We start from the raw sequence: 20984 nt of genomic DNA, 5'->3' as shown, positions 1-20984 counted from the left end.
GGCAAAAGATAGTAAAGGTAGTAGCAACCCTGTTCTGCTCTTTCTGCTTCGCTTAGCTACCGTTACCACACACGCGCGCTGACACATGCGCGCAACGGTGTGTTCATTTTGCTACTTCTTCTGCCTTTCTTAATCCTCCAGAGAAAGAATCTCAACGACTTTTTCTCGCGAGGTCTCACCGCGCACAATACGCACTTTGCTTTTTTTGACGCCCAAATGTTTCGCTAGGATTTCAATTACCGCTTTATTTGCTTTGCCATCTAAGGCTGGCGCATGCACATAGATTTTTAGCCGTCCTGCCTCTTCAATTACGCTTTCTTTCTTGGCATTCGGCACGACTTTCACTGTCAGTGTTTTCACTGGCATTTCTGGACGACTTTTGGCAGGCATCGGTATATGACGATTTTCTTTCACAAGTGCCTTGCACTTAGTAGCACAGGATTGATGGGGATAAAAATCGGCATTTTCAAGCGAATTTTGAAGGTTTTGCAGCAAGAGCAGTTACACAGTAGGTAGAGGCACACTGGCAAGAGTAGCGGAGGAAGAGGGACTCGAACCCCCACAGGCTTGCGCCCGGCAGTTTTCAAGACTGCTGCCATACCATTAGGCGATTCCTCCGAAAAAGCCCGCTGGGCTTACTGCTTAGGACTGCAAATATACACTAAAATCTCGCGCTTACAAGTCTGTTGCAGGCAGCGTCAGTGGCACCACAGTCGTTTTCTTGTCTGTCTCGTGGCTTTCGCCATGACATGCACTGTTTTGGAAGCACCCTCTGCATAACTCTGCAAGTGAGAGTTTTGTTGCGCAGCGTGGGCATTTTGTAATGAATGGATTAACCACCTTAAAGCCACAAGTGGGACACCTACGCTCAAACTGCGACTCTGCAGCTTGACCCAACGCTTGCACGGAACACGACGACATCTGAACACTGTTTTTAGTTAAGAGACTTTACATTTCTCTGCCTCATACCATTCTACAACACGCTCCAATGCCACATTTGCACCACACATAATCGCTACAATGGTCTCATTCTTAGCTACTGGAATTTTTCCTGTGGTCAAAGCCGCAATGCAACACGATGCTGCAGGTTCGACAAGCAACTTTTCCTCTTGCAGCAGTTCTAAAAGCGCCTGAATGGCTTCATCATCTGAGACGACGACCAGATCATCGACATACTTCGTGATAATTTCAAACTGCCTTATGCCTGTTTTTTTTGCACCCAAACTTTCGGCCACGGATGTAATAGCTGGTAACTCAACAATTTTGTTTGCAGCGCGGCTCAAATACAATCTATTGGCACCTTCAGTTTCTACGCCATAGACTCTCGTTGCTGGTGAAAAATGCTTGACTGCCGAGATAATACCTGAAATTAACCCACCGCCGCCAATTGAGACCACAATTGCGTCAACGCGTGGCAGTTGCTTAATAAGTTCCAAGACCATCGTGCCTTGTCCTGCCATGACTTGCAGATGATCGAAAGCTGGAATGTAGGCGCGTCCTTCGTTCTGAGCCACTTGCATGGCAAGCTCGTTGGCGTCGTCCCATGAATCGCCGTGCAAGACAATTTTTGCACCCAAGCGAGCAATGCGCTCGAGCTTAACCTTCGGCGTTTTTCAGGCAGATAGATGATAGCTGGAATTCCCAATTTCATTGCCGCTAAGGCAACAGCCATACCGTGATTGCCTGCTGATGCTGAGACGACGCCTTTTTGCGCTGTGTTTCCGAAAGTGATAGAATGGCATTTGTCGCACCGCGTACTTTGAACGAGTTCGTTGGCTGAAGTGTCTCGAGTTTGAGATAAAGGTTCGCATGAAGTTTGGCTGTGAAATATCGTGAGGAAATTACAGGCGTGGGCAAAAGGTAAAGCTCAATGCGTTTTGCGGCAAGTTCAATCTCGTGCTTCTCAATGAGCATAGTTGAATTGGTTGTGTTAAAGAGAAGCGAATCTAATACATCACCGCTGCAATGCCAACATCGCTTTGCAACTAAACATCGCGCAACTTAGCCACGCGTCATACGAGCGCACACACACAATGCACTTGACTTTGCCTTCTCTTTTGGTATCTGCCTTAGAGCGATTCCGATTCCAAAATGCGCATACCATCTAGATAATCAAGTTTGTACCATAACGCCTGTGTGTATTATCTTCTTTTATATCTCAACTATCATCCAGCTGTAGCTTTTACTAAAAACTCTGAAGCGCATACCACTTATGTTCAAAAAATTCTTTGACGAATACCGCGAGTTTATTCAACGTGGCAATGTGATTGATTTAGCCATTGGGGTTATCATGGGCAGTGCGTTTGGTAAAACACCTCATCGCTCGTGCAAGATATTATCATGCCCCCAATTGGTTTCATTTTGGGCGGAATAGAGTTTAGCGAATTAAGTATCTCTATGCAACCGTTGGATGGCAAAGCTGCAGTTACAATTGACTACGGAAAATTTATTCAAACCGTGGTTGATTTTCTCATCATTGGATTTGTCGTGTTCTTGATTGTCAAAGCCGTCAATGCCTTCAAGCGCAAACAGCAGCAAGACATTGCAGCTATGCCTGCTGCACCTCCTAAGCTCTCTACACAAGAGCAACTCTTGATGGAGATTCGCGACCTGCTCAAATCACAAGCCAAATCATAGTTAGACGCGCACATTCTGCTGCGGTCTTCTTTTTCACATCAATCTACCCGATTATGCCTAACATGCTACGCTCTTTTGTTTTCTTGACGGTGATGCTGCTTGTCTTTGCTTCACTGCTCTTTGCGCAACCTGCTATGCAAAACCCCGTTGGCGCCAACACTTCACTGCCTGATTCACTCAAAGGCTGGAAATTTGGTGGGACGGCAGGACTCAATTTCTCTCAAACAGCACTCTCTAATTGGGCAGGCGGAGGACAAAACTCACTCTCTATTGTCGGTATCTTCAATGGGTTTGCGGATTTCACACAAGACAATTTCTTTTGGAACACCTCGCTGGAACTTGGCTTAGGTGCAATCAGTGTTTCGGGACAAACATCGCCAGACTTCCGTAAAAGCGACGATAAAATCATTTTTGTCTCTAAGCTCGGGCTCAACGCAAGTTCCGTGCTGAGTTACGCCTTTTTGGTAGACTTTCGCACGCAATTTTTGGACGGCTTCAACTTTGAGAAGCGCTTGCCAAACGGCAACTTTCCAATTATTTCGCGGGCTTTTGCTCCGGGCTACCTTGTCACATCGCTTGGCTTGGACTACCATCCCGTTGAGTTCTTTTCGCTGTTTTTTGCACCGCTTTCAGGTAGAACCATTCTCGTGCTCGATGAACAGCTCTCTGGCGCAGGTGCGTTCGGTGTAGCACAAAATGAGCGGGCTCGATTCGATCTTGGCGTGGCACTTAACATCGCCTTCAAAAAAGAACTCCTTGAAAATGTAACCTATCAATCGCGCTTAGGGGTCTTTGCACCCTACCGTGAACTGGATAGAATGGTTGTCTCATGGGAAAATTTGCTTGTCTTGAAAGTCAACAAGTATATCAATGTAACATGGGATGCGCAGATTTTCTATGATGACCGTGTTGAAGTCTTGCGCAACGATGGCACAACAGGACCCGCTACACAATTTAAAAGCGTGCTTGGCGTTGGCATTGTCTACACTTTCTGATAATTCGATTCTTGTCGCACAGTCTCAGATGTAGCTGAACTTTCATAGTGCAATTTGGCGCGTAGCTGGGCAAGTTGCATCTGCATCAGTTGTGTCTGCATCAACTGCTTAGCAAGCTCTTCTTCTATTGTGCGAATTTCTTTGTCGGTAGCACCAGCGGATGTCCTAGTATGCTTTTTGAGTTCAGCAACTGCGCGCGCCTTGCGTAGTTCAGCTAGTTCGCTTGTAATAATGCCGATGAACAGATTGAGGAAGATCATCGCGCCAAAAAAGATGAAGCTCACAAAGTAGAATGCCACGCCAATTGCGTTATGGTGCTTCATCAAGTCTTTCATCAAGACCGCCCAATCATCGAAGGTTACAATGCGAAAGAGCGTCAGCAGCGCAGTAGGGATTGACTCAAACTCTTCGCCATCTTCTCTGAAAAAATCCGTGCCGATGACGGCATAGATGTAAAAGTATATGAAAATTAGCAGGAACACGTAGAAAAGACTTGGCAGGCTATTAAACAGTGCATTGATGATGATTTGTAGCTCTTGCAGTTGTTCAGCAAGTTTCAGAATGCGCAGTACGCGCACAAGGCGCAAGACTGCAAAGAAGTGCGCATGCATAGCATTCTCTGGTAAAATGTATGGCAGCGCACACGCTATGACAATCACGGTGTCGAAGATATTCCAGCCGTCTTTGAAAAAGTTAAGTGCCGCTCTGCCATAACTGCCAATGCCCAAGATGAGTTCGGTGATAAAGGCAGCTAAGACAATTTTATCGAGCAGGTGTAGCCATGTGCCATAGTCTTTCTCCAAAGTCGGCGAAGTCTCTAAGCCTACAATTATGCCGGCAAGCAAAATTATGCCGATCATAAAGCGCTCGAAAATAGGCGAGTGATAGATGCGATAAAACACGTTCTCTTGCACGTGTTTTTGGTCAGTGTTGTTTTCCATAGCTGTGCTTGTGGTAAGAATTTGGGCGAACATAATCCAGTGCACTGGATCAGCCTGTGCGTTATTGCACACTCTGCACGACAAACAGTGTGCTACACTGAACAGTGCGAAAAATAAGAAACACATTGCTTGCAAGCAGTAAGAGGCCAGCCGTGTAAGTCATCAATTGTTTATCTCTTATGGCTACGGCAAGGCGTGGAGTTTACGGATGAGCCATTCGGTAGAAAGCAAAAGAATAATCAGAATCAAGGTTGGCGCAAGATTTGCCAGTTCAAAGCTCTGTACAATCTGTGTTTCAAGTGGCTGGAATGCTGCATCGCGTTTTAGGTCAGCAAGCAGAGCGGCAAAATCATTGATCATGTAAAATTTACCTCCGCTTTGAGCGGCGATACTGCGCATCGTTGCTGCATCAGCATGTAAGGTTCGAAACTCCGCACCAGTTTGTGCTACTGAGAAACTGCCGGTGGCTGTGCCAAGGCTACGTTCACCTTCGCGTGCCTCGGCAAAAAAAGTATAGTCGCCAGCAGGTAATCGGTCAAAGCCTGCATTGTAGAGACCTGCTTCACTGCCGGGTTCAAAGACGGTCGAGTATGTCTCCTGAGTGGCTTTATTTTTGACATTGAGTATAATTGCAGCTGAAGAAATAGGCTGCAACGCTTCATCTTGCAGTGTTGCCGAAAAAAGTATGCGTTCTGCTTCATCGAAGAGTTTTGATGCAGGTTCTACACGAAAGCGCCGCAAGTCCTCGTTTGCCGTGAGCCATTCAATTATACCGAGCAAGGTTTGTCGATAGAGTTCGCGCACATCGCTCTCGGGTGAGAGCCAGAGTTTCCAGAGTTGAATAGCCGTCACTGTTGCGGTCTTGCGTTCTGTGGATTTAGCAATTGCCAAGAGAATTTTGTCGGTCGCTCGCGTTTGAATGCCCAGTGTCCAGAGTGGTGTCGCATTTGCTTTGAGTTGGAAGTCGAAATCAAGGTAACTTATGGGCGGTGCAAGACGCACACTATTTTCAAGTGTTGCAGCAAGCGGTCGGAAAATAGAGGACTGCATTGCTTGCGCTGTCAGCTTTATTGTCGCCAGATTATCTAACAGCTCACCTGTTGTTCGTCCGATTCTTACGGCAAGAAAGGGCTCAAAGGCTTTCAGGCGCAATGCTGAACTTTGAAAGGTCATGAGTGAGAGCACAGGCAGTTTTGTGCTTTCCAAAAAAGTTTTGAGGCGTGCCACACTTCCTTCACTCACGATGGCATTTGGAAATCCAATCAGCACGAGCGCATCCGCATCTTTGTGCTGTTCTAAGTTCAGTGCCCCTTCAATGAAGTCGCTACTGCCGCGCTGCGTAAAAAACACCGTCTCTATGGCATTGCTGGTTGCAAGTGCATTGCGGACGGCAGAGATTTCTGGATCTGGCAATCCTGCAATAACTATGACCTTTTTTTTCTGTTTTTGAACTTTGATGAAAAAACTTTGCGTGTTATTGCGTGTAGAAAATTCCCCTGCAAGTGTAGAGAGTGTGAGTTGAAATTTTGTCTCTCCGACTTGCTTTGGCACAAGTTCGAAGGCGAGCGTTTGTTCAGGTGAAGTGAGCGTGAGTGTTTTTCGCTCCAGCACCTCTTTATCGCTGCGCAGTGTTGCTACCAACGAGGCACCGCGAAAGCCTTCTTGCGTGATCACGGCGGAAATCGGGGTCTTTGCACCGACAACGGTCATTTCAGGGGCAATCACGCGCCGTAGGGCGATATCTCGCTTGATTGCAGTATCGCCGACGAGCGCTGTGTAAATTGGCAATGGCGCACGTTCAGCAGCGTAGGTAGGTGTTTCGCCTGCGTTAAATTGTCCATCAGAGATGATGAGTGCTGCACTGAATTTCTCAATAGATTTTAGGCGCGAAATCTCTTCAATGGCTTGTGAGAGATTGGTCTGCTTTTCTGCAAAGGTAAGCGATTCAGGCAGCGAGGCTTTGAGCGCTGCGCCGAAGCGATAGAATTTGATGTTACCGATTGCACGCAGTTCATCAGCATATTGTCCGAGTATGATTTTGACGGCACTGTCGCGCTTTACTGCTCCATCTTGAATTGTCATGCTTTCGGAGTTATCGATGATGACAGCCAGCGTTGGGCGTTCAGAGCGTGTGTCGGTGCGTGTGAAAGCAGGCTCAATAAACAAAGAGAGCGTCAGAAAGACGCTGAGTGCGCGCAGTGCAGTCAGCGCTATTTTAGGGGAGACGACAGGTTTGAACTGCGATAAGTAAAAATTGCTAGCGCAAGTGCTAAGGCTGCAAAGAGCAGAAAAAGCCAAAAGTTTGTTACACTAAATGAAAACCCCATTGAGTCAGTTGGGTTGCATTTGCTGCACTGTGTTGCAGTGGTTCGTGAAGTTAGCGTATTGCTTGCTTATGGCAAGGCAGCACGTGTCGCTTTCGGCACAAATGTGCCTAACTCAGGCACAGCGAAAATCACCGCAATCACCACGACTTGAATCACGATAAAAGGCACCACACCTTTGTAGATGTCCACTGTTTGAACCTCTGGTGGGGTAACACCTTTGAGATAAAATAGTGTAAAGCCGAAAGGTGGTGTTAAAAAGGAGGTTTGCAGCATCACTGTAATAAGAATGGCTACCCAGACCAAATTCATTTCGTACTTTACTAGCAGCGGTGTAATCACAGGGATAAAGATGAAAATGATTTCAATGAAGTCAATAAAACAGCCTGCGATGAAAATGCCCGTTAAGACAAACGCTAGAAAGAGCATGGGACTGAGTTTGGCATGTTCAATGAGGTTGATCATCACCGTGTCGCCGCCGATGCCTCTGAACACTAATCCGAAGGCGGTTGCACCGACTAAGATGATAAAGACCATTGAAGTAAGAAAGGTCGTCTGTTTGCAGGTATCAAAGATGACCTCCCAAGTCAGTTTGCCTTCGAGCGCTGTGAGCAGCATTGCCACAGCAGCGCCCACCGCAGCCGCTTCAGTTGGGGTTGCAATCCCGGCATAGATAGAGCCCAAGACTGCTAGCACGAGCAATGCCGGCAATACGAAGGCGCGTAAGACACGCATAGCAACGCCTTCGCTCCAAAATGTACGCAGTTCTTCAGTGGCAATCGGTGGGGCTTGTTTTGGATTGAAGAGTGCGACTATAAAAATGTAGATTAAATAGCCTGCTACCAGTATTGCACTTGGAATCAGCGCAGCGGCAAAGAGGTCGCCTACTGAAATGTTCATCACACTACCAAGTAAGACCATCACCACGCTTGGTGGCACAAGTTGCCCTAAGGTGCCTGCTGCGGCAATTGTGCCTGTCGCCAAACTTTTACTGAACCCACGTCGTAACATGGTCGGCAAGCTTAGCAATCCCATCGTGGTTACAGTTGCCCCAACCACGCCTGTGGTTGCACCCAATAGTGCGCCTACAATAACAACAGAGAGTGCCAGTCCGCCTTTCAATCGCCCTAAGAGCAACGACATTGTGTCAAGGAGCCGCTCGGCAATCCCTGACTTTTCGAGCATCACGCCCATAAACACAAACAGGGGTACTGCAATGAGCACATAGTTATTCATGATGCCGTAGATGCGCAGCGGCAAGAGATTAAAAAAATCAAAGCCGAAGGCGATGAGACCAAATAGAATTGAAAGTCCACCGAGCGTGAAGGCAACAGGGAAGCCTGTGAGCAACATTGAAAACAGCAGGAGAAACAGTATCAACGTAAGCGCTTCGCTTGACATCACTCTTCAAGTTTTTTGTTTACGATTAACATCAACTTCTCCATCATCAGTGCAATGCCTTGCAGCAGCAAGAGCAACGCTCCTATCACTATGGTAGATTTAATAATCCAGCGATATGGTAAACCACCTGCATCTGGAGAGCCTTCACCTGAGGTGAAGGCATTGAGCGTGTAGGGTATTGCTGTGGCAAGAATTACGATGCAAAACGGTAACAGAAAGACCAGAGTACCGATGATATCTGCTATAGCCCTATTGCGCTCAGAGAGGCGAGCGTAAAAGATATCGACGCGCACATGTCTGTCATTGAGCAGTGTCCAGCCAGCTGCTAGCAAGAATACTGCTGAAAAAAGATGCCACTCCATTTCATAAAAAAATGCGCTCGTTTGCTTGAATACATAGCGTACCAGCACATCGAAGCAGACGAGCGCAATCAGCAATACGTTCAGCAGAGCAGCAAACTTGCCTATAGCTTCATTTAATCGCCTAACCAAATGAATATAGGTTTCATCATCCACCGTAGGAAAGGACCTAATGCTATTGCACGTCCAAGTATGGGCGAATTGCGTCCTCAGACTTTTTATTCCACTCCAAAATGTTCTTCTTGAACGCCATCATGCTCTCATACACACGCTTTGCCATCGTGTCTTTTGCAGTTTCTTCTTCGGCAACTTCTTTGGCAAGTTTTTTCAGTTCGGCAAGCACATCTTTTGGCAATTCGCGCAGTTGTACTTTTTCCTCATTGATGAGCTTTTGCAGGTAGGAATTGTTCTGCGCCTCGAACTCTGAGAGTATGCTTATATTCACATGTGCTGCGGCATCACTGATAATTTGCTTGAGGTCATTTGGCAAAGCATCATAGGCTTTCTTGTTGACAATCAGCTCAAAAGCGGTGCCAGGTTCATGCCAGCCAGGATAGTAGTAGTATTTTGCTGCTTTGTGCAAACCAAGTTTGTAATCGTGGTATGGTCCAATCCATTCAGCTGCATCGATTACGCCGCGCTCCAGACTTGTGTAGATCTCATTTGCAGCTAAGGTTACCGATGAGCCGCCAGCTTTGGTGATGACTTTGCCGCCCCAACCCGGAATGCGCATCTTCAGGCCTTTGAGGTCAGCCATAGATTTGATTTCTTTGTTGAACCACCCTGCCATTTGTACGCCTGTGTTGCCACATAGAAACGGCACGACACCCTGCGGTGCATAGGCTTCTTCCCAGAGCTCTTTTCCACCGCCTGAATAATACCAGGCATTAAATTGTTGTGCATTCATCCCGAAAGGAATAGATGCAAACATCGGCGCCGCTGGCACTTTTCCTACCCAGTAGTACGCTGCACTGTGCCCCATTTCAGCAGTACCTTGACTGACCGCATTAAAGACTTCCAGACCGGGGACAAGTTCTCCTGCACCGTAGACTTGAATCTTCATTCTGCCATTGGATGCACTATCGACATACTGTGCAAAGCGCTCTACTCCTTCGCCTAAGACGGGGAATTTTGGCGCCCAAGAGGTTACAAGTTTCCAGCGATATGTTTGTGTTGGTGCAGTTGCCGTAGTACCACCTTGTTGTGTGCTGCCACCGCACGATGCCAGCAGCAATGCACACAGCATAATGAGCAAAAAGTTGCGTGTCATAGTTTATTGTTGTTTTGTTGGTTTTGTTGTAGCATTTCGTAAAATGTAAAATAATAAGTTCATAACTATCATTCCAACTATTGGTAGCGCAAGGCTTCCACAGGGTCAATTTGTGCAGCACGGTTGGCTGGATAAAATCCTGCAATGAGGCTGACCACAATTGAGAAAGCCACTGCACTGAGCACAAGCCAAAGCGGAAAATGAAAGAAATCAATGCGCGCACCAGTTTGTGAGACAATGTAAAGATTCACGAGTGCATTGATCCCTGCTGTTGCCACTTTCCCCAGTGCAATACCACCCATCCCACCCAAAAATCCAATCACTGCACTCTCAACAAAGAAAATTTTGCGCACATCGCTGTCGCTTGCCCCTGTGGCTTTCATAATCCCGATTTCACGGTAGCGCTCCATGATCGACATCACCATGGTGTTCGTAATGCCTAACGTGGCAACCACAAGCGCCACTGCACCAATCACAGCAAGCGCAAACTCAAAGACAATGAACAATTTTTTGAACTCCTCAAATTGATCGGTAAAACTCGTGGCATTCAATCCTACTGCATCCATTGCTGATTTGATAGCTTCGCATTCTTTTTGACTATTTGCACGCACGATAATAGCTTGATAACCTTCACTTTGCTCATTCTTGCGCAAAAGCTCAATGGTCGAGAGAAAATTCAGGCGGCTAATTTTTTCAGAGGTTTCAATTGGCATAATTAGCCGAAAGCCACTAGAGAGTTTCTGAATATCGCTACTCAATACACCTACAATGCGAAAGTCATAACTCTTTTCAGCAATCGGCAATCCGAAGCCTATTTGAGGCAGTGCTGCTAATCGCATCATTTTCTCGGGGTCTAGCGAAATCGTAGCTACTTTAATTTGCTTACCAAGTGCCTCTTCAGGCTTGCAAATGCCAATGCGTGTGAGCAAAATCTCAGAGACTACCACTTCATGACTGCTATCGCTCTCAAAGAATTTGCCGACATGAATCTCTCTATAGCCCGCTACGTTGGCAATGGCAGCTGGCAAGGCTTCGGTCATCACAATCGTCTCCATTGTGTCAATTGTTACTCGCGTCGGGAAGATCACTTCCGGATAAATCAGTGCGTTTGGTGAAATTGCGCGTACTGTTTTTTTGATCTCTTGTAAGACCGAGTCTGTTAAGACGATTGGATTTTTTGTCTCGGGCTGTGCCAGATTTTTAACACTGCGTTTGGAGAGCGAGAAAATCGTGGAGAGATCTACGCGTGTTGGCGTAATGCGCACGGTGTTAAACAACTCAAGGTCGTTGAACTCATCAGAGAAGATCTTTTGCAGACCACTGCCGAAAGAGACCATCGCCATCAGGGCTGCCACACCGATGGAGACACCGAGCACTGTGAGCAATGAGCGCAGTTTTTCGCGTCGTAAGTTGCCTAATGCGAACTGGATAAGGTCGCTGAATGTCATTGTTGCACACTCGTTGAGGCAGGTTTATGTAAGTCGTCGCGCACAATTTCACCATCTTTGAGTGCAATGATGCGCGTAGAGAGGCGCTCTGCTAGCCAGAGATCGTGCGTAATCATCAGCACTGTCTTGCCTTGCGCGTGGATGTCTTGTAGCAGGCTAATAATTTCTTCCGATGTGCGCGAGTCCAAGTTACCCGTTGGCTCATCGGCTAGCAAAAAGTAAGGCTCATTGACCAGCGCACGTGCAATTGCCACTCGCTGCTGCTCACCACCAGAGAGTTCGACAGGTCGATGGTTGTATCGGTGTGCTAGCCCTACGCACGCAAGCAACTTTTTTGCATGCGCCTGCCGCTCCGACTCCGATTTGCCAGCAAAGAGCATTGGCATTGCGACATTTTCCCATGCCGTCATTGAGGGAATAAGATTAAACGCCTGAAAAATCATGCCGACCGCATTACGCCGATAGCGCGCCAGTTCATCGCGGCTCATCTGCGAAATGATTTTGCCTGCTACAACGATTTCACCTGATGTCGGACGATCCATACCGCCAATCAGATTGAGCAGTGTAGATTTGCCGCTCCCTGATTTGCCCACAATAGCAACAAACTCGCCTTTTGCAACTCTAAAACTCACGCTCCGTAGCGCAGTTACAGGCAATGCATTCGGATTGTAGATACGACTGACGCTCCGAACCTCAATGAGCGGTTTCTCAGAACTCGACACAGGCAATACCGCGTAAAAGTAGTTTAAGATTTCTGGTTTTAAGACTTTTGCTCTTGATATGCGACAACCGTGGTAACTTTTGCTTGAACATTTCTGCAATGCCGTTTGTTCCACAAAAAACCCATTGAAACACTATGACTAGAGAACTTATCACGGCAATTAGCGCTGTTAAAGCGTCGGGCAAATTTGCGCGAAAAAATTTCGGTCAACTCTCAACTGCGCATATTAGTCTCAAAGACCGCAACGACTTTGTTACGAAGGTTGATAAAGAATCCGAAGCCTTAGCTGCCGCTGTTATTCGCAAACGCTTTCCTTACGACGAAATTGTCGGCGAAGAAGGCACACTGGAAAAAGGCTCATCGGGGCGACGCTGGATTATTGACCCGCTCGACGGCACACTCAATTTCATTCACTCACTTGCCATTTTCTGCATTAGCATTGGCTTGATTGATGAAAAAGGTGAATTGCTTGTCGGCGCAATTTACCAACCGATGACCAAAGAGCTTTTTACTGCCGAACGTGGGCATGGGGCTTATTTGAACAATCGTCGCATTCGTGTAACACGCAATTTTCGCAGCGAGCGGCTGCTGCTGGCGACAGGCTTCCCCTACAAAGTCTATGAGCATCTGGATGCCTACCTTGCGCTTTTCAAAGATGTGCTAGTTAGCACAGCTGGCATTCGTCGCCCCGGCTCTGCCGCAATCGACCTTGCCTACACGGCTTGCGGACGCTTCGATGGCTTCTGGGAATATGGACTCAATGCGTGGGATATCGCAGCTGGCGCGCTCATCGTCAAGGAGGCAGGTGGTATTGTTACAGACTTCAAAGGCGATAACGATTATCTCAAATCTGGCAACATTATCGCTACCAACGGTAAAATTCATGGCTGGCTACTTGGCAAAGTGCAAACCTACTTCGGCACGAACTTTGAATAAAAACCGTGTCTCTGCTGCTGCAGACGCTACTTTTCAATGCAGCTCAGGTCGTTGATGGCATAAGGTTTACATGCACGCTGCTCAAAGTTTTCAGCAAAAGCCTCCAATGAGTATTTTCATTTCTTAGTCATCCTCTCTCAGACCTCGCCGAAGCCCTCTTCAAACAGTTGCACCATCGCTTCTGCTGCTTGCACTTCATCACTACCCTTGAATTTGAGTTTCAATTTTGAGCCTTTTGGGGCAGCTAACATCATCACGCTAATGATAGACTTTGCATTGATTTCAATACCGTCTTTTTCAATGAAAAAATCGGATTTGAATTTTGCAGCAAGTTTGACAATAGCGGCTGCTGGACGCGTGTGCAGTCCTGCTTTGTTTTTGATAATGACTTCTTTTTCAATCATATCCAGCGGTCAGCATCAAACTTCTTCTGGCAGAGCAGCTTGCAAGTGCTCCCAAAGTGCATCCTTGAGTGCTTCGATGTTTTCACCTGTTGCAGCAGAAATCGGCACGACCTTCAGACCGCGAAAACGCGGCACCGTAAAATCCTCAGGCGCTAGATCCATCTTGGAAATCACAATCACTTTGGGCTTGGTTGCAAGCCCTTCGCTGAATTTCCTCAGTTCATTCGTTAAAATCTGATATTCGCGTTTGATATCGGGCGAAGTGCACGGAATGAGAATCGCCAAGACTTTCGTGCGTTCAATATGCTTGAGAAATCGCAGTCCTAATCCTTTGCCTTCTGAGGCACCTTCAATGATGCCGGGAATATCAGCCACCACAAACGACTGATAGTCACGATACGGCACAATGCCCAAGTTTGGCTCCAGCGTGGTGAATGGATAATCAGCGATTTTCGGCTTTGCAGCGCTAATGACAGAAATCAGCGTTGACTTCCCCGCATTTGGAAAACCGACCAGTCCCACATCCGCCAGCAGTTTGAGTTCCAAAATCAAGGTGCGTGCTTCACCACTTTGACCTGGTTCAGCGTATCGTGGTGCGCGGTTAGTAGGCGTTGCAAAATGCTGATTACCTCGTCCACCTCGCCCACCTTTTGCGACAACGAGTGTCTCGCCGTGTTGTGTTAAATCGCCCAGTACATGATTCGTCTCCGCATCTTTGACGATTGTACCGCAGGGCACCTTGATGATGACATCTTTTCCCGACAAACCTGTCTTGCGTGCCCCTTGCCCGTGCCGCCCGCGTTCCGCTTTGTAGTGTGCTCTATAGCGAAAGTCCAAGAGTGTACTCAGGTTACGATCAGCTTGAAGAATAATACTGCCACCATTCCCACCATCACCGCCATCTGGACCGCCTTTGGGCACGTACTTTTCTCGCCGAAAACTTACTACGCCATTACCGCCATCGCCCGCTTTGACGAAAATTTTTGCGCTGTCAATAAACATGGCTTACAGTTGTATAAAATAGTAAATATAGCCAAGCCGCAGAGATATAACATGTGCATCAGGCATCGCTGTCAAGCATCTGTGGCATTGAGGCATGGCAAATCATGAGACTGTTTTTAGGAACTTGCAGAAAATCAATGCGCCTCAAGCCTTCACACAGCGATTTGACTTTCACCAAGCCCATCTTCGTATTTTCACACTATGCCAAAAGCCAGTGTTATCATTGCTGCACATAATGGCGCAGCGTTTATTACCGATGCGGTGCATTCTGTTTTTGCTCAAACAGAACAGGATCTTGAGCTCATTGTAGTCGATGATGCTTCTACCGATCAGACACCAGAGCTTGTGCAAAAACTCTTACAAGCTGCACCAATTCCTGCTGTCTATTTACGCAATGAAACCAATCTCGAACGCTGTCATTCACGCAATCGTGGCGCAAGTTGTGCCCGCGCTGAATATCTCTTTTTTCTTGACCACGATGACCTTTGGACTCCTGACCATATTGCCACTATGCTCCGCACCTTTCAACGCACACAAGCCGATATGGTTTGCGCAATTTTGCGCTCAAAAGTCGATACAACTGGGAAACTTATTTACACCTCACGCAAAGTGCTGCCTGATGACGTTGGTATCTTAGCGTGTTCTGCACTCATCGGTGGCACACCCGGCGTTGCATTTAGAAAGGAAAAGTTTTTGCAATACGATGACGCCTTTCGTTTCCGAGAAGATTGGGAGCTGGTGCTACGTGCCTTTCTCTCTGATCTAAAAATTGCACCTTGCGACAGCGATACTGTCCGCGTGCGTGAGCATCACAGGCGCAGCAGCACCGCAAACCCGAGATACTACCACGCCTCGCTGCGCATATTGGAGACCTATCGCGCAAAAATTCCACGACACTATCAACCATTTTTTGACTTTGAAATCGGCAGTGCCGCCCTACGCCATGGCGATCTGTGGCACGGCTGGCACCTTTCACTTCGCGCGCTTTACCATAGCCCTGAGCTGCGACAAAATCCTAGAAATTGGCTCTTGCTGCTCAAACGTGGCTTGCGCCTCGATCGTTGGCTTTCTCCATCACTGCGCTTTCCCTAGCGCTCACCATGTTTTGCAGAATTAGCGCTGTAACATATATTTGCATGCATCGTATCGCAGACCCATCCTAAATCCTAAGCAATCTCTTAAACCATAAATACCATGAAACTCTTCGCATCCTTTCTGGCGCTTCTTGTTTTCAGCTCACATGCCCTTGCACAAACCACATGGCAGATCGACAAAAGCCACTCAAATATCAACTTTACTGTCTCGCATATGGTGGTTTCAGAAACAGCAGGGAAATTCAAGTTCTTTGATGGGAAAATTATCGCCAAAAGCGATGACTTTGTCGACAGCGAGATTGAGTTTACTATTGACGCCAGCAGCATCAACACTGAAGATGAAAAGCGCGATGGACACCTCAAATCCCCAGATTTCTTCGATGTAGAAAAGTATCCGAAAATCACTTTCAAGAGCAAATCCTTCAAGAAAATTGATGAGAAGAACTACAAACTCATTGGCGACCTGACGATGCATGGCGTTACAAAAGAAGTTGCATTAGATGTCATCTACAACGGCATGGCAAAATCACCCAGTGGGGTCATAAAAGCCGGCTTCAAAGTCGTGGGCAAAATCAATCGCACAGACTTTGGCTTGAAGTGGAACAAAACTCTGGACAATGGCGGTCTGCTCGTCGGCGAAGACGTCAATTTTGTTTGCAACATTGAGCTGGATAAAAAGTCATAGACAACAGACATAACAGCAACATCTTGATGTCTTTGGGCTTGAAGAAAGACGGTGCTCTATTTTGCTTGACTGCAATTGTAAGTTTAGGTCTTTTCCTGCTGGATGCATCTACGCAAGGTTTTGCGCAAAGTGCGCTTTCAAGTACAACACAACATGTGCGTCCCTTCATCACCGATGATGCGCGTGTCGTAGGCAACCGCTTGGCACAATTAGAGTCGTGGTATCGTCAGGATAAAGAGACCCTTCAACAGTGGTTTTTAGCTGCTTATGGACCTACGGAGTGGTTAGAACTCACTTTAGGCGGCGTGTTTGGGGTTGGATTAGTTGCCGGCGAACTCGAGGAATTTCCGTTTGTTGATGAATCTACGAAAGGCTTTGCATTTGGTCTGCCGCTTGTGCAAGCCAAGATTCTCTTCAAAGGCTATGAAGCCAATGCACTGCCCGGCGTGAGTGTGGTCGTTGGCACATTTTTTGCCGTATGGTCGTGGCGTTTTGCAACCGCCGGGCTATGGTACATTTGGGTTTTTCATTGTCTCGCAATCTTTCGGCGAAGGTGATGCAGTTTTAATTCATGGCAATATCGGAGCAAATTACCTGCACGTTGGCAGCAGAGATGAACTGATTAGCACATGGGGTCTTGGTACGCAGATTCGCACGATTGGTGGGTTTCATCTTGTGGGCGAAATTTTCTCTGGCGATCCGTATGTGCCCGGTTCTGGTGTGTCGTATCAAGTAGGCTTTCGGCACTTTTTTTAGCGATGATTTGCAAATCGATGGCACGATTGGCAATGGCATCGGCGGACAAACACGATTGCCTTTGTGGTTCAGTGCTGGTGTGCGCATTGTCTTTAATTTTTTCGGAGTGCCTTGAGTGGTTGACTTAGAGCGCATCTATGATAGCTGACATTAGTGTGGAAAATCTTTCTTTGGATTGATTTGCTATCCGTTGAACTTCATCGTGAGAAAGTTTCTCTGCACCAAGTCCAGCTGCTTTGTTCGTGATGAGTGAAATTGCAGCAACGCGCAGTCCAAGCGATACAGCGGCGCAGGCTTCTATAACTGTTGACATTCCCACTGCATCTGCGCCTAATCGTGCCAGCATTCTGATTTCAGCGCGTGTTTCGTAGCTCGGTCCCAATACACCTGCATACACGCCCTGATGCAAGGCTATACCTTTTTGCAGTGCGACTTTCTTGATAAGACGAATCAGTTCAGCGTCATAGATTTCTCGCTTTCGGGCAGTTGTCGCATTAGCTGAGAGTCGTGCATGTGTGAAATTTAGCTGATCGGTGATAAGGCACAGGTCGCCGGGCTCAAAATTGAAGTTGACGCCGCCAGCAGCATTGGTTAGAATCAGCGTTTTTGTGCCTAATGCAGCAAGAAGATGTACATAAAAGGTAACCTCGTCAGGCAAGTAGCCTTCATAGCAGTGCACACGTCCTTTGATGAGCACCAGCGATTTACCTGCGCTGCTACCTAAAATTACTTTGCCATGATGCCCTGCCACGCCCGGCACAGGATAATGCGGAATATCATTGGCATCAATGGTGTGATGAATGCTGATGTGGTCGGCAAAATCGCCAAGCCCAGAGCCCAAGACAATTGCAACTTCAGGCACACCAGAAGTTTTCTGAGCAAGAAATGCTCTGGCAGCGGCGACTTTTTCAGCGTGCGTCATGATAGCTTTAGGGGGAGATGATAGCAATTGCAACCGCGTGGTGATGGGTGTGCGACATGGAGACGGATATCTTTTTTGCTGATAGTCCCTTCACTTTTTGGCAAAGTTTGACTTTTGGTTTGCCGTGCTTATCGCGCAAAATTTCTACGGATTGCCAATGAAATTTCTTGGAGATGCCGCTGCCCAGCGCTTTTGCAATCGCTTCTTTGCAAGCAAAACGCACGGCAATACTCTCAAATGGATTAGCTTTGGAGTAGCAGTACTGAATTTCTTTTTCTGTCAAAATGCGGCGCAAAAATTTCTCACCATATCGTGCGACCGCTGTCTCGATGCGCGGGATTTCGACAATATCAATGCCAAGTTGCATTCTGCGTTGAAAAATCCAGTTTCTTTAACTTAGAAAATTCTTTGCTATTTTTAATGACGCCTTTGCAAGAAGCGTTCAGGGCATTTTTAATCGTCCGCACAAAAACCACTATGCAATATCGCTGCCAGCGTTTTCTTTTCCTTGCGTTTTTAGCTTCTGTGTCTTGCTTTTCGTGTCAGGGCAATGCGCCAACCCTCAATGAGCGTGTTACGGCAATCATGTCAAAGATGACGCTCGATGAAAAAATCGGGCAGATGATGATGGTGGGTGTTCAGTATTTGGAAAGCCCTGAAGATATTCAGAAGTATTTCATTGGTAGTGTGGTAGCCAGCGTAGGCTTTTACCCCAAACCCAACTCGAGTGATGCACGCAGTTGGGCTGCACTGAACGATACGTTGCAAAGTTATGCCTTGCGCACCCGTCTAAAAATCCCGCTCCTTTCTGCTATTGATGCCGTGCATGGCAATGCCTTGGTCTTTGGCTCTGTGGTGTTGCCGCACAACATTGGAATGGGCTGCAGTACTGATGAAAGCGCCATTCGTCAAGCTGCAGAAATCACGAAGGTGGAAATGCGTGCGGCTGGCTTTACATGGAACTTAGCACCTTGTGCAGCTGTCGCCCGCGATGAGCGCTGGGGCAGAACCTATGAGTCGTATTCCGAGTTTCCTGAACTGGTTGCAAAATGTGTGTCGGCTGCTATCAAGGGCTATCAAGGTGATCGTCTTAGTGAGGATGGTGTGTTAGCCTGTGCTAAGCATTTTGTCGGCGATGGCGCAACACTCAAGGGTATCAACGAAGGCGACATCGAAATTGATGGGAAAACCCTGCGTGCAATTCACTTTCCGCCCTACATTGCCGCTGTGCAATCTGGTGTAGGCTCCGTGATGCTCTCATACAGCCGCTTCAACGGAGAGAAAATCCATGGTCAAAAATACTTAATTCAATCTGTGCTCAAGAACGAGTTGAAATTTGAGGGAATCGTGCTCTCGGATTGGGGCGGAATCTATGATATCGCTGGCGATACAATTGACTGCATTGAAAGAGCAGTTACCGCTGGGATTGATGTTATCATGCTGCCTGCAAATTACAAGGAGTTCATGACAATTTTACGCACGCTAGTGCGTCAGCAAAAAATTCCGCCTCAGCGCATTGATGACGCAGTCAGACGTGTGCTACGTGCGAAACTCGCCTTAGGCTTGTTTGAGAAGCCCTACGCCAGAGCAGACCTCTTAGAGAAAGTTGGTAGCGAAACACACCGTAACATAGCTCGGAGTATTGTTCAAAAGACCGCCGTCTTGCTCAAAAACGATGACAAACTTTTGCCTCTGCCTAATACACTTACACGTATTCACCTTGCTGGGAAAAGTGCAAACAGCTTAGCAAATCAATGCGGTGGCTGGACCGTAGATTTCAATGACTTTACCAAAACACCAGATAGTATAGCCTTTGGTGAGACTTTCTATCAAGCGCTGCGTCGGACGATTGGGAAAAATACTATGTTGAGCTACTCGCCAGATGGTTCTGGTGCTGCCGGCGCATCAGTGGGCATTGTCGTCATTGGTGAAACGCCCTACACTGAAACGGATGGCGATTCACCGAATCCTGTCATCAGCGAAGAAGACCTCATTCCTATTCGCAACATTGCTAGTGCAAAAGTGCCCGTTGTCGTCGTGCTGCTAACAGGTAGACCGTTAGTCTTAGGAGAAGCACTTGCAAAGTCCAGCGCGTTCTTAGTGGCGTGGCTACCGGGCACAGAAATTCGCGGTATTGTGGACCTGCTTTTTGGTGAAGCTAAGCCTACCGCAAAGCTCTCACACTCTTTCCCGCGCACTTTGGAACAAATCCCAATTAATGTTGGGGAAGGTAAAACGGAACCGCTCTTTAAGTTTGGTGAGGGACTTTCCTACTGATGTGGTGCGGTGTCTAAAGCTACAGTGCTGCTATAATCAGGCAGCAGAGCTAGCAAATCGGTTTCGCAGAGTGGTTCAAGCACACGCTGCCAGGCTTGCTCAAAGCCCTTGCGAAACGCTTGTGTCACCTCATCATAGCGAATCGTTTTGCCTATCACTTCTGAGATTGATGTGGTTTTTTCTTCCAAATCTTTTGCAATGCGCGCCTTGACATCGTCGGTGGTAGATAGATAGCGTGTCATCTCACGGTGTTTTGGAGAAAGCAAGATTGAACCATGCTGCAACAGTGTCTTGCCATAGCGCCGCTGCGCAGAACCAATGATCTTTTTGCCCTGCACTTCTAATTCATCTCTTGCCGATGCGGTAAAACACGGCAGACTTTCTGCACGGGTGTATCGGTTGCGAAAGTCAGGTTGCTGACGCTGAAAATTTGCTTCAATCCCTAAGACCGCTAGTCCCGCTTGTAATGCTCGGGCAATCTGCGCATAGCATGTTGCATTAGATGCTTCTGTATTGGCGACTATCGCATAAGTCAGTTCTTCAGCATGAAAAACTGCCCTGCCACCTGTAGGTCGGCGCACAAGTTCAATACCATCTTGTGCCAGTCGTGCGCGGTCAAACATCTCTTCCTTTTGGTGATAGCCAAGTGAGATGCAAAACGGCTGCCATGCATAGAAACGCAGCAGTGCCACGTTTTCCCCAAAAGTATGCGTAAGGCTGTCGAAGTTTATCGCCAGTGTCTCATCCAGCCACATCTGGAAGTGTCCGCGCTTTGCACCTGAATCAATCAAGAAAATTTTCTCGTACATTTT

20 protein-coding genes, 1 tRNA gene and 2 pseudogenes are annotated in these 20984 nt (G+C 47.3%); 7 read left to right on the top strand and 16 right to left on the bottom strand.

What is annotated here, in order from left to right:
* Positions 1-129: 129 nt before the first annotated feature.
* The 4 genes and pseudogenes from CMR00_00415 to CMR00_00400 all read right to left on the bottom strand — a co-directional run bounded on the left by CMR00_00415 (position 130) and on the right by CMR00_00400 (position 1914).
* Complete coding sequence (locus CMR00_00415; protein ID PIO49303.1) at positions 130-366, bottom strand: hypothetical protein; 237 nt, start codon at positions 364-366, stop codon at positions 130-132.
* 167 nt (positions 367-533) lie between these two features.
* Positions 534-618: transfer RNA gene (locus CMR00_00410), tRNA-Ser, on the bottom strand.
* A gap of 320 nt (positions 619-938) precedes the next feature.
* Positions 939-1397: a hypothetical protein gene (locus CMR00_00405; protein ID PIO49182.1), complete on the bottom strand. Its 459-nt coding sequence runs from the start codon at positions 1395-1397 to the stop codon at positions 939-941.
* Positions 1370-1914 (bottom strand): annotated as a pseudogene (locus CMR00_00400) (hypothetical protein). The gene CMR00_00405 and the pseudogene CMR00_00400 overlap by 28 nt, the downstream one beginning before the upstream one ends.
* Before the next feature lie 298 nt (positions 1915-2212).
* On the opposite strand from CMR00_00400, the pseudogene mscL reads away from it, so the two are divergent.
* Together mscL and CMR00_00390 are read left to right on the top strand one after the other, a co-directional pair.
* Positions 2213-2637, top strand: a pseudogene (gene mscL, locus CMR00_00395) (large conductance mechanosensitive channel protein MscL).
* Positions 2638-2690: 53 nt separating this feature from the next.
* Positions 2691-3632, top strand: a complete 942-nt coding sequence (locus tag CMR00_00390) for a hypothetical protein (protein ID PIO49181.1) — start codon at positions 2691-2693, stop codon at positions 3630-3632.
* Here the strand turns inward: CMR00_00390 and CMR00_00385 are convergent.
* The 7 genes from CMR00_00385 to CMR00_00355 form a co-directional block, all read right to left on the bottom strand.
* Complete coding sequence (locus CMR00_00385; GenBank protein PIO49180.1) at positions 3620-4699, bottom strand: hypothetical protein; 1080 nt, start codon at positions 4697-4699, stop codon at positions 3620-3622. The genes CMR00_00390 and CMR00_00385 overlap by 13 nt on opposite strands.
* Before the next feature lie 57 nt (positions 4700-4756).
* Complete coding sequence (locus tag CMR00_00380) at positions 4757-6871, bottom strand: hypothetical protein (protein PIO49179.1); 2115 nt, start codon at positions 6869-6871, stop codon at positions 4757-4759.
* Between the two features lie 95 nt (positions 6872-6966).
* Positions 6967-8298, bottom strand: a complete 1332-nt coding sequence (locus CMR00_00375) for a C4-dicarboxylate ABC transporter (GenBank protein PIO49178.1) — start codon at positions 8296-8298, stop codon at positions 6967-6969.
* The gene (locus tag CMR00_00370) at positions 8298-8879 is read right to left on the bottom strand and encodes a C4-dicarboxylate ABC transporter permease (protein PIO49177.1); all 582 of its coding nucleotides are present in this window, start codon (positions 8877-8879) and stop codon (positions 8298-8300) included. Before CMR00_00370 ends, CMR00_00375 begins: the two co-directional genes overlap by 1 nt.
* Positions 8833-9903: an ABC transporter substrate-binding protein gene (locus CMR00_00365; GenBank protein ID PIO49302.1), complete on the bottom strand. Its 1071-nt coding sequence runs from the start codon at positions 9901-9903 to the stop codon at positions 8833-8835. Before CMR00_00365 ends, CMR00_00370 begins: the two co-directional genes overlap by 47 nt.
* A 101-nt stretch (positions 9904-10004) precedes the next feature.
* Positions 10005-11375, bottom strand: a complete 1371-nt coding sequence (locus CMR00_00360; GenBank protein PIO49176.1) for a hypothetical protein — start codon at positions 11373-11375, stop codon at positions 10005-10007.
* Positions 11372-12097: a macrolide ABC transporter ATP-binding protein gene (locus tag CMR00_00355; protein ID PIO49301.1), complete on the bottom strand. Its 726-nt coding sequence runs from the start codon at positions 12095-12097 to the stop codon at positions 11372-11374. Before CMR00_00355 ends, CMR00_00360 begins: the two co-directional genes overlap by 4 nt.
* A 134-nt stretch (positions 12098-12231) precedes the next feature.
* On the opposite strand from CMR00_00355, the gene CMR00_00350 reads away from it, so the two are divergent.
* Positions 12232-13032 carry an inositol monophosphatase gene (locus CMR00_00350; GenBank protein ID PIO49175.1) on the top strand — a complete coding sequence of 267 codons (801 nt, stop codon included), beginning with the start codon at positions 12232-12234 and terminating at the stop codon, positions 13030-13032.
* A 137-nt stretch (positions 13033-13169) separates the two neighbouring features.
* On the opposite strand, the gene CMR00_00345 is transcribed toward CMR00_00350, so the two are convergent.
* Together CMR00_00345 and CMR00_00340 are read right to left on the bottom strand one after the other, a co-directional pair.
* Positions 13170-13436, bottom strand: a complete 267-nt coding sequence (locus CMR00_00345) for a phosphocarrier protein HPr (GenBank protein PIO49174.1) — start codon at positions 13434-13436, stop codon at positions 13170-13172.
* 15 nt (positions 13437-13451) lie between these two features.
* The gene (locus CMR00_00340) at positions 13452-14438 is read right to left on the bottom strand and encodes a GTPase ObgE (protein ID PIO49173.1); all 987 of its coding nucleotides are present in this window, start codon (positions 14436-14438) and stop codon (positions 13452-13454) included.
* A 201-nt stretch (positions 14439-14639) separates the two neighbouring features.
* On the opposite strand from CMR00_00340, the gene CMR00_00335 reads away from it, so the two are divergent.
* The 3 genes from CMR00_00335 to CMR00_00325 all read left to right on the top strand — a co-directional run bounded on the left by CMR00_00335 (position 14640) and on the right by CMR00_00325 (position 16774).
* Complete coding sequence (locus CMR00_00335; protein PIO49172.1) at positions 14640-15530, top strand: glycosyl transferase family 2; 891 nt, start codon at positions 14640-14642, stop codon at positions 15528-15530.
* Positions 15531-15632: 102 nt separating this feature from the next.
* Positions 15633-16217 carry a hypothetical protein gene (locus tag CMR00_00330; GenBank protein ID PIO49171.1) on the top strand — a complete coding sequence of 195 codons (585 nt, stop codon included), beginning with the start codon at positions 15633-15635 and terminating at the stop codon, positions 16215-16217.
* 26 nt (positions 16218-16243) lie between these two features.
* Positions 16244-16774 carry a hypothetical protein gene (locus tag CMR00_00325; GenBank protein ID PIO49170.1) on the top strand — a complete coding sequence of 177 codons (531 nt, stop codon included), beginning with the start codon at positions 16244-16246 and terminating at the stop codon, positions 16772-16774.
* Between the two features lie 323 nt (positions 16775-17097).
* Here CMR00_00325 and CMR00_00320 read toward each other — a convergent pair whose 3' ends face one another.
* Together CMR00_00320 and acpS are read right to left on the bottom strand one after the other, a co-directional pair.
* Entirely contained in the window at positions 17098-17895 is a 798-nt protein-coding gene (locus CMR00_00320) for a purine-nucleoside phosphorylase (GenBank protein PIO49169.1), read from the bottom strand.
* 7 nt (positions 17896-17902) lie between these two features.
* Positions 17903-18262: a holo-[acyl-carrier-protein] synthase gene (gene acpS, locus CMR00_00315; GenBank protein ID PIO49168.1), complete on the bottom strand. Its 360-nt coding sequence runs from the start codon at positions 18260-18262 to the stop codon at positions 17903-17905.
* Positions 18263-18315: 53 nt separating this feature from the next.
* On the opposite strand from acpS, the gene CMR00_00310 reads away from it, so the two are divergent.
* Positions 18316-20172, top strand: coding sequence for a beta-glucosidase (locus CMR00_00310; protein ID PIO49167.1), 1857 nt, complete (start codon positions 18316-18318; stop codon positions 20170-20172).
* Here the strand turns inward: CMR00_00310 and CMR00_00305 are convergent.
* Positions 20166-20981, bottom strand: coding sequence for a ligase (locus CMR00_00305; protein ID PIO49166.1), 816 nt, complete (start codon positions 20979-20981; stop codon positions 20166-20168). The genes CMR00_00310 and CMR00_00305 overlap by 7 nt on opposite strands.
* Positions 20982-20984: the final 3 nt, after the last annotated feature.

Origin of the sequence: [Chlorobium] sp. 445 (genome assembly GCA_002763895.1) — a bacterium.
In the GTDB taxonomy this organism is placed as follows: domain Bacteria; phylum Bacteroidota; class Chlorobiia; order Chlorobiales; family Thermochlorobacteraceae; genus Thermochlorobacter.
The sequence above is the reverse complement of the archived record's forward strand: the minus strand, read 5'-3'. Positions and strand labels throughout refer to the sequence as shown.

Coding starts and splice junctions, on each gene's coding strand:
- CMR00_00415 (PIO49303.1), bottom strand. CDS start 366: ATGCCAGTGAAAACACTGACAGTGAAAGTCGTGCCGAATGCCAAGAAA.
- CMR00_00390 (PIO49181.1), top strand. CDS start 2,691: ATGCCTAACATGCTACGCTCTTTTGTTTTCTTGACGGTGATGCTGCTT.
- CMR00_00385 (PIO49180.1), bottom strand. CDS start 4,699: ATGTGTTTCTTATTTTTCGCACTGTTCAGTGTAGCACACTGTTTGTCG.
- CMR00_00375 (PIO49178.1), bottom strand. CDS start 8,298: ATGTCAAGCGAAGCGCTTACGTTGATACTGTTTCTCCTGCTGTTTTCA.
- CMR00_00365 (PIO49302.1), bottom strand. CDS start 9,903: ATGCTGTGTGCATTGCTGCTGGCATCGTGCGGTGGCAGCACACAACAA.
- CMR00_00360 (PIO49176.1), bottom strand. CDS start 11,375: ATGACATTCAGCGACCTTATCCAGTTCGCATTAGGCAACTTACGACGC.
- CMR00_00350 (PIO49175.1), top strand. CDS start 12,232: ATGACTAGAGAACTTATCACGGCAATTAGCGCTGTTAAAGCGTCGGGC.
- CMR00_00345 (PIO49174.1), bottom strand. CDS start 13,436: ATGATTGAAAAAGAAGTCATTATCAAAAACAAAGCAGGACTGCACACG.
- CMR00_00340 (PIO49173.1), bottom strand. CDS start 14,438: ATGTTTATTGACAGCGCAAAAATTTTCGTCAAAGCGGGCGATGGCGGT.
- CMR00_00335 (PIO49172.1), top strand. CDS start 14,640: ATGCCAAAAGCCAGTGTTATCATTGCTGCACATAATGGCGCAGCGTTT.
- CMR00_00330 (PIO49171.1), top strand. CDS start 15,633: ATGAAACTCTTCGCATCCTTTCTGGCGCTTCTTGTTTTCAGCTCACAT.
- CMR00_00325 (PIO49170.1), top strand. CDS start 16,244: ATGTCTTTGGGCTTGAAGAAAGACGGTGCTCTATTTTGCTTGACTGCA.
- CMR00_00320 (PIO49169.1), bottom strand. CDS start 17,895: ATGACGCACGCTGAAAAAGTCGCCGCTGCCAGAGCATTTCTTGCTCAG.
- acpS (PIO49168.1), bottom strand. CDS start 18,262: ATGCAACTTGGCATTGATATTGTCGAAATCCCGCGCATCGAGACAGCG.
- CMR00_00310 (PIO49167.1), top strand. CDS start 18,316: ATGACGCCTTTGCAAGAAGCGTTCAGGGCATTTTTAATCGTCCGCACA.
- CMR00_00305 (PIO49166.1), bottom strand. CDS start 20,981: ATGTACGAGAAAATTTTCTTGATTGATTCAGGTGCAAAGCGCGGACAC.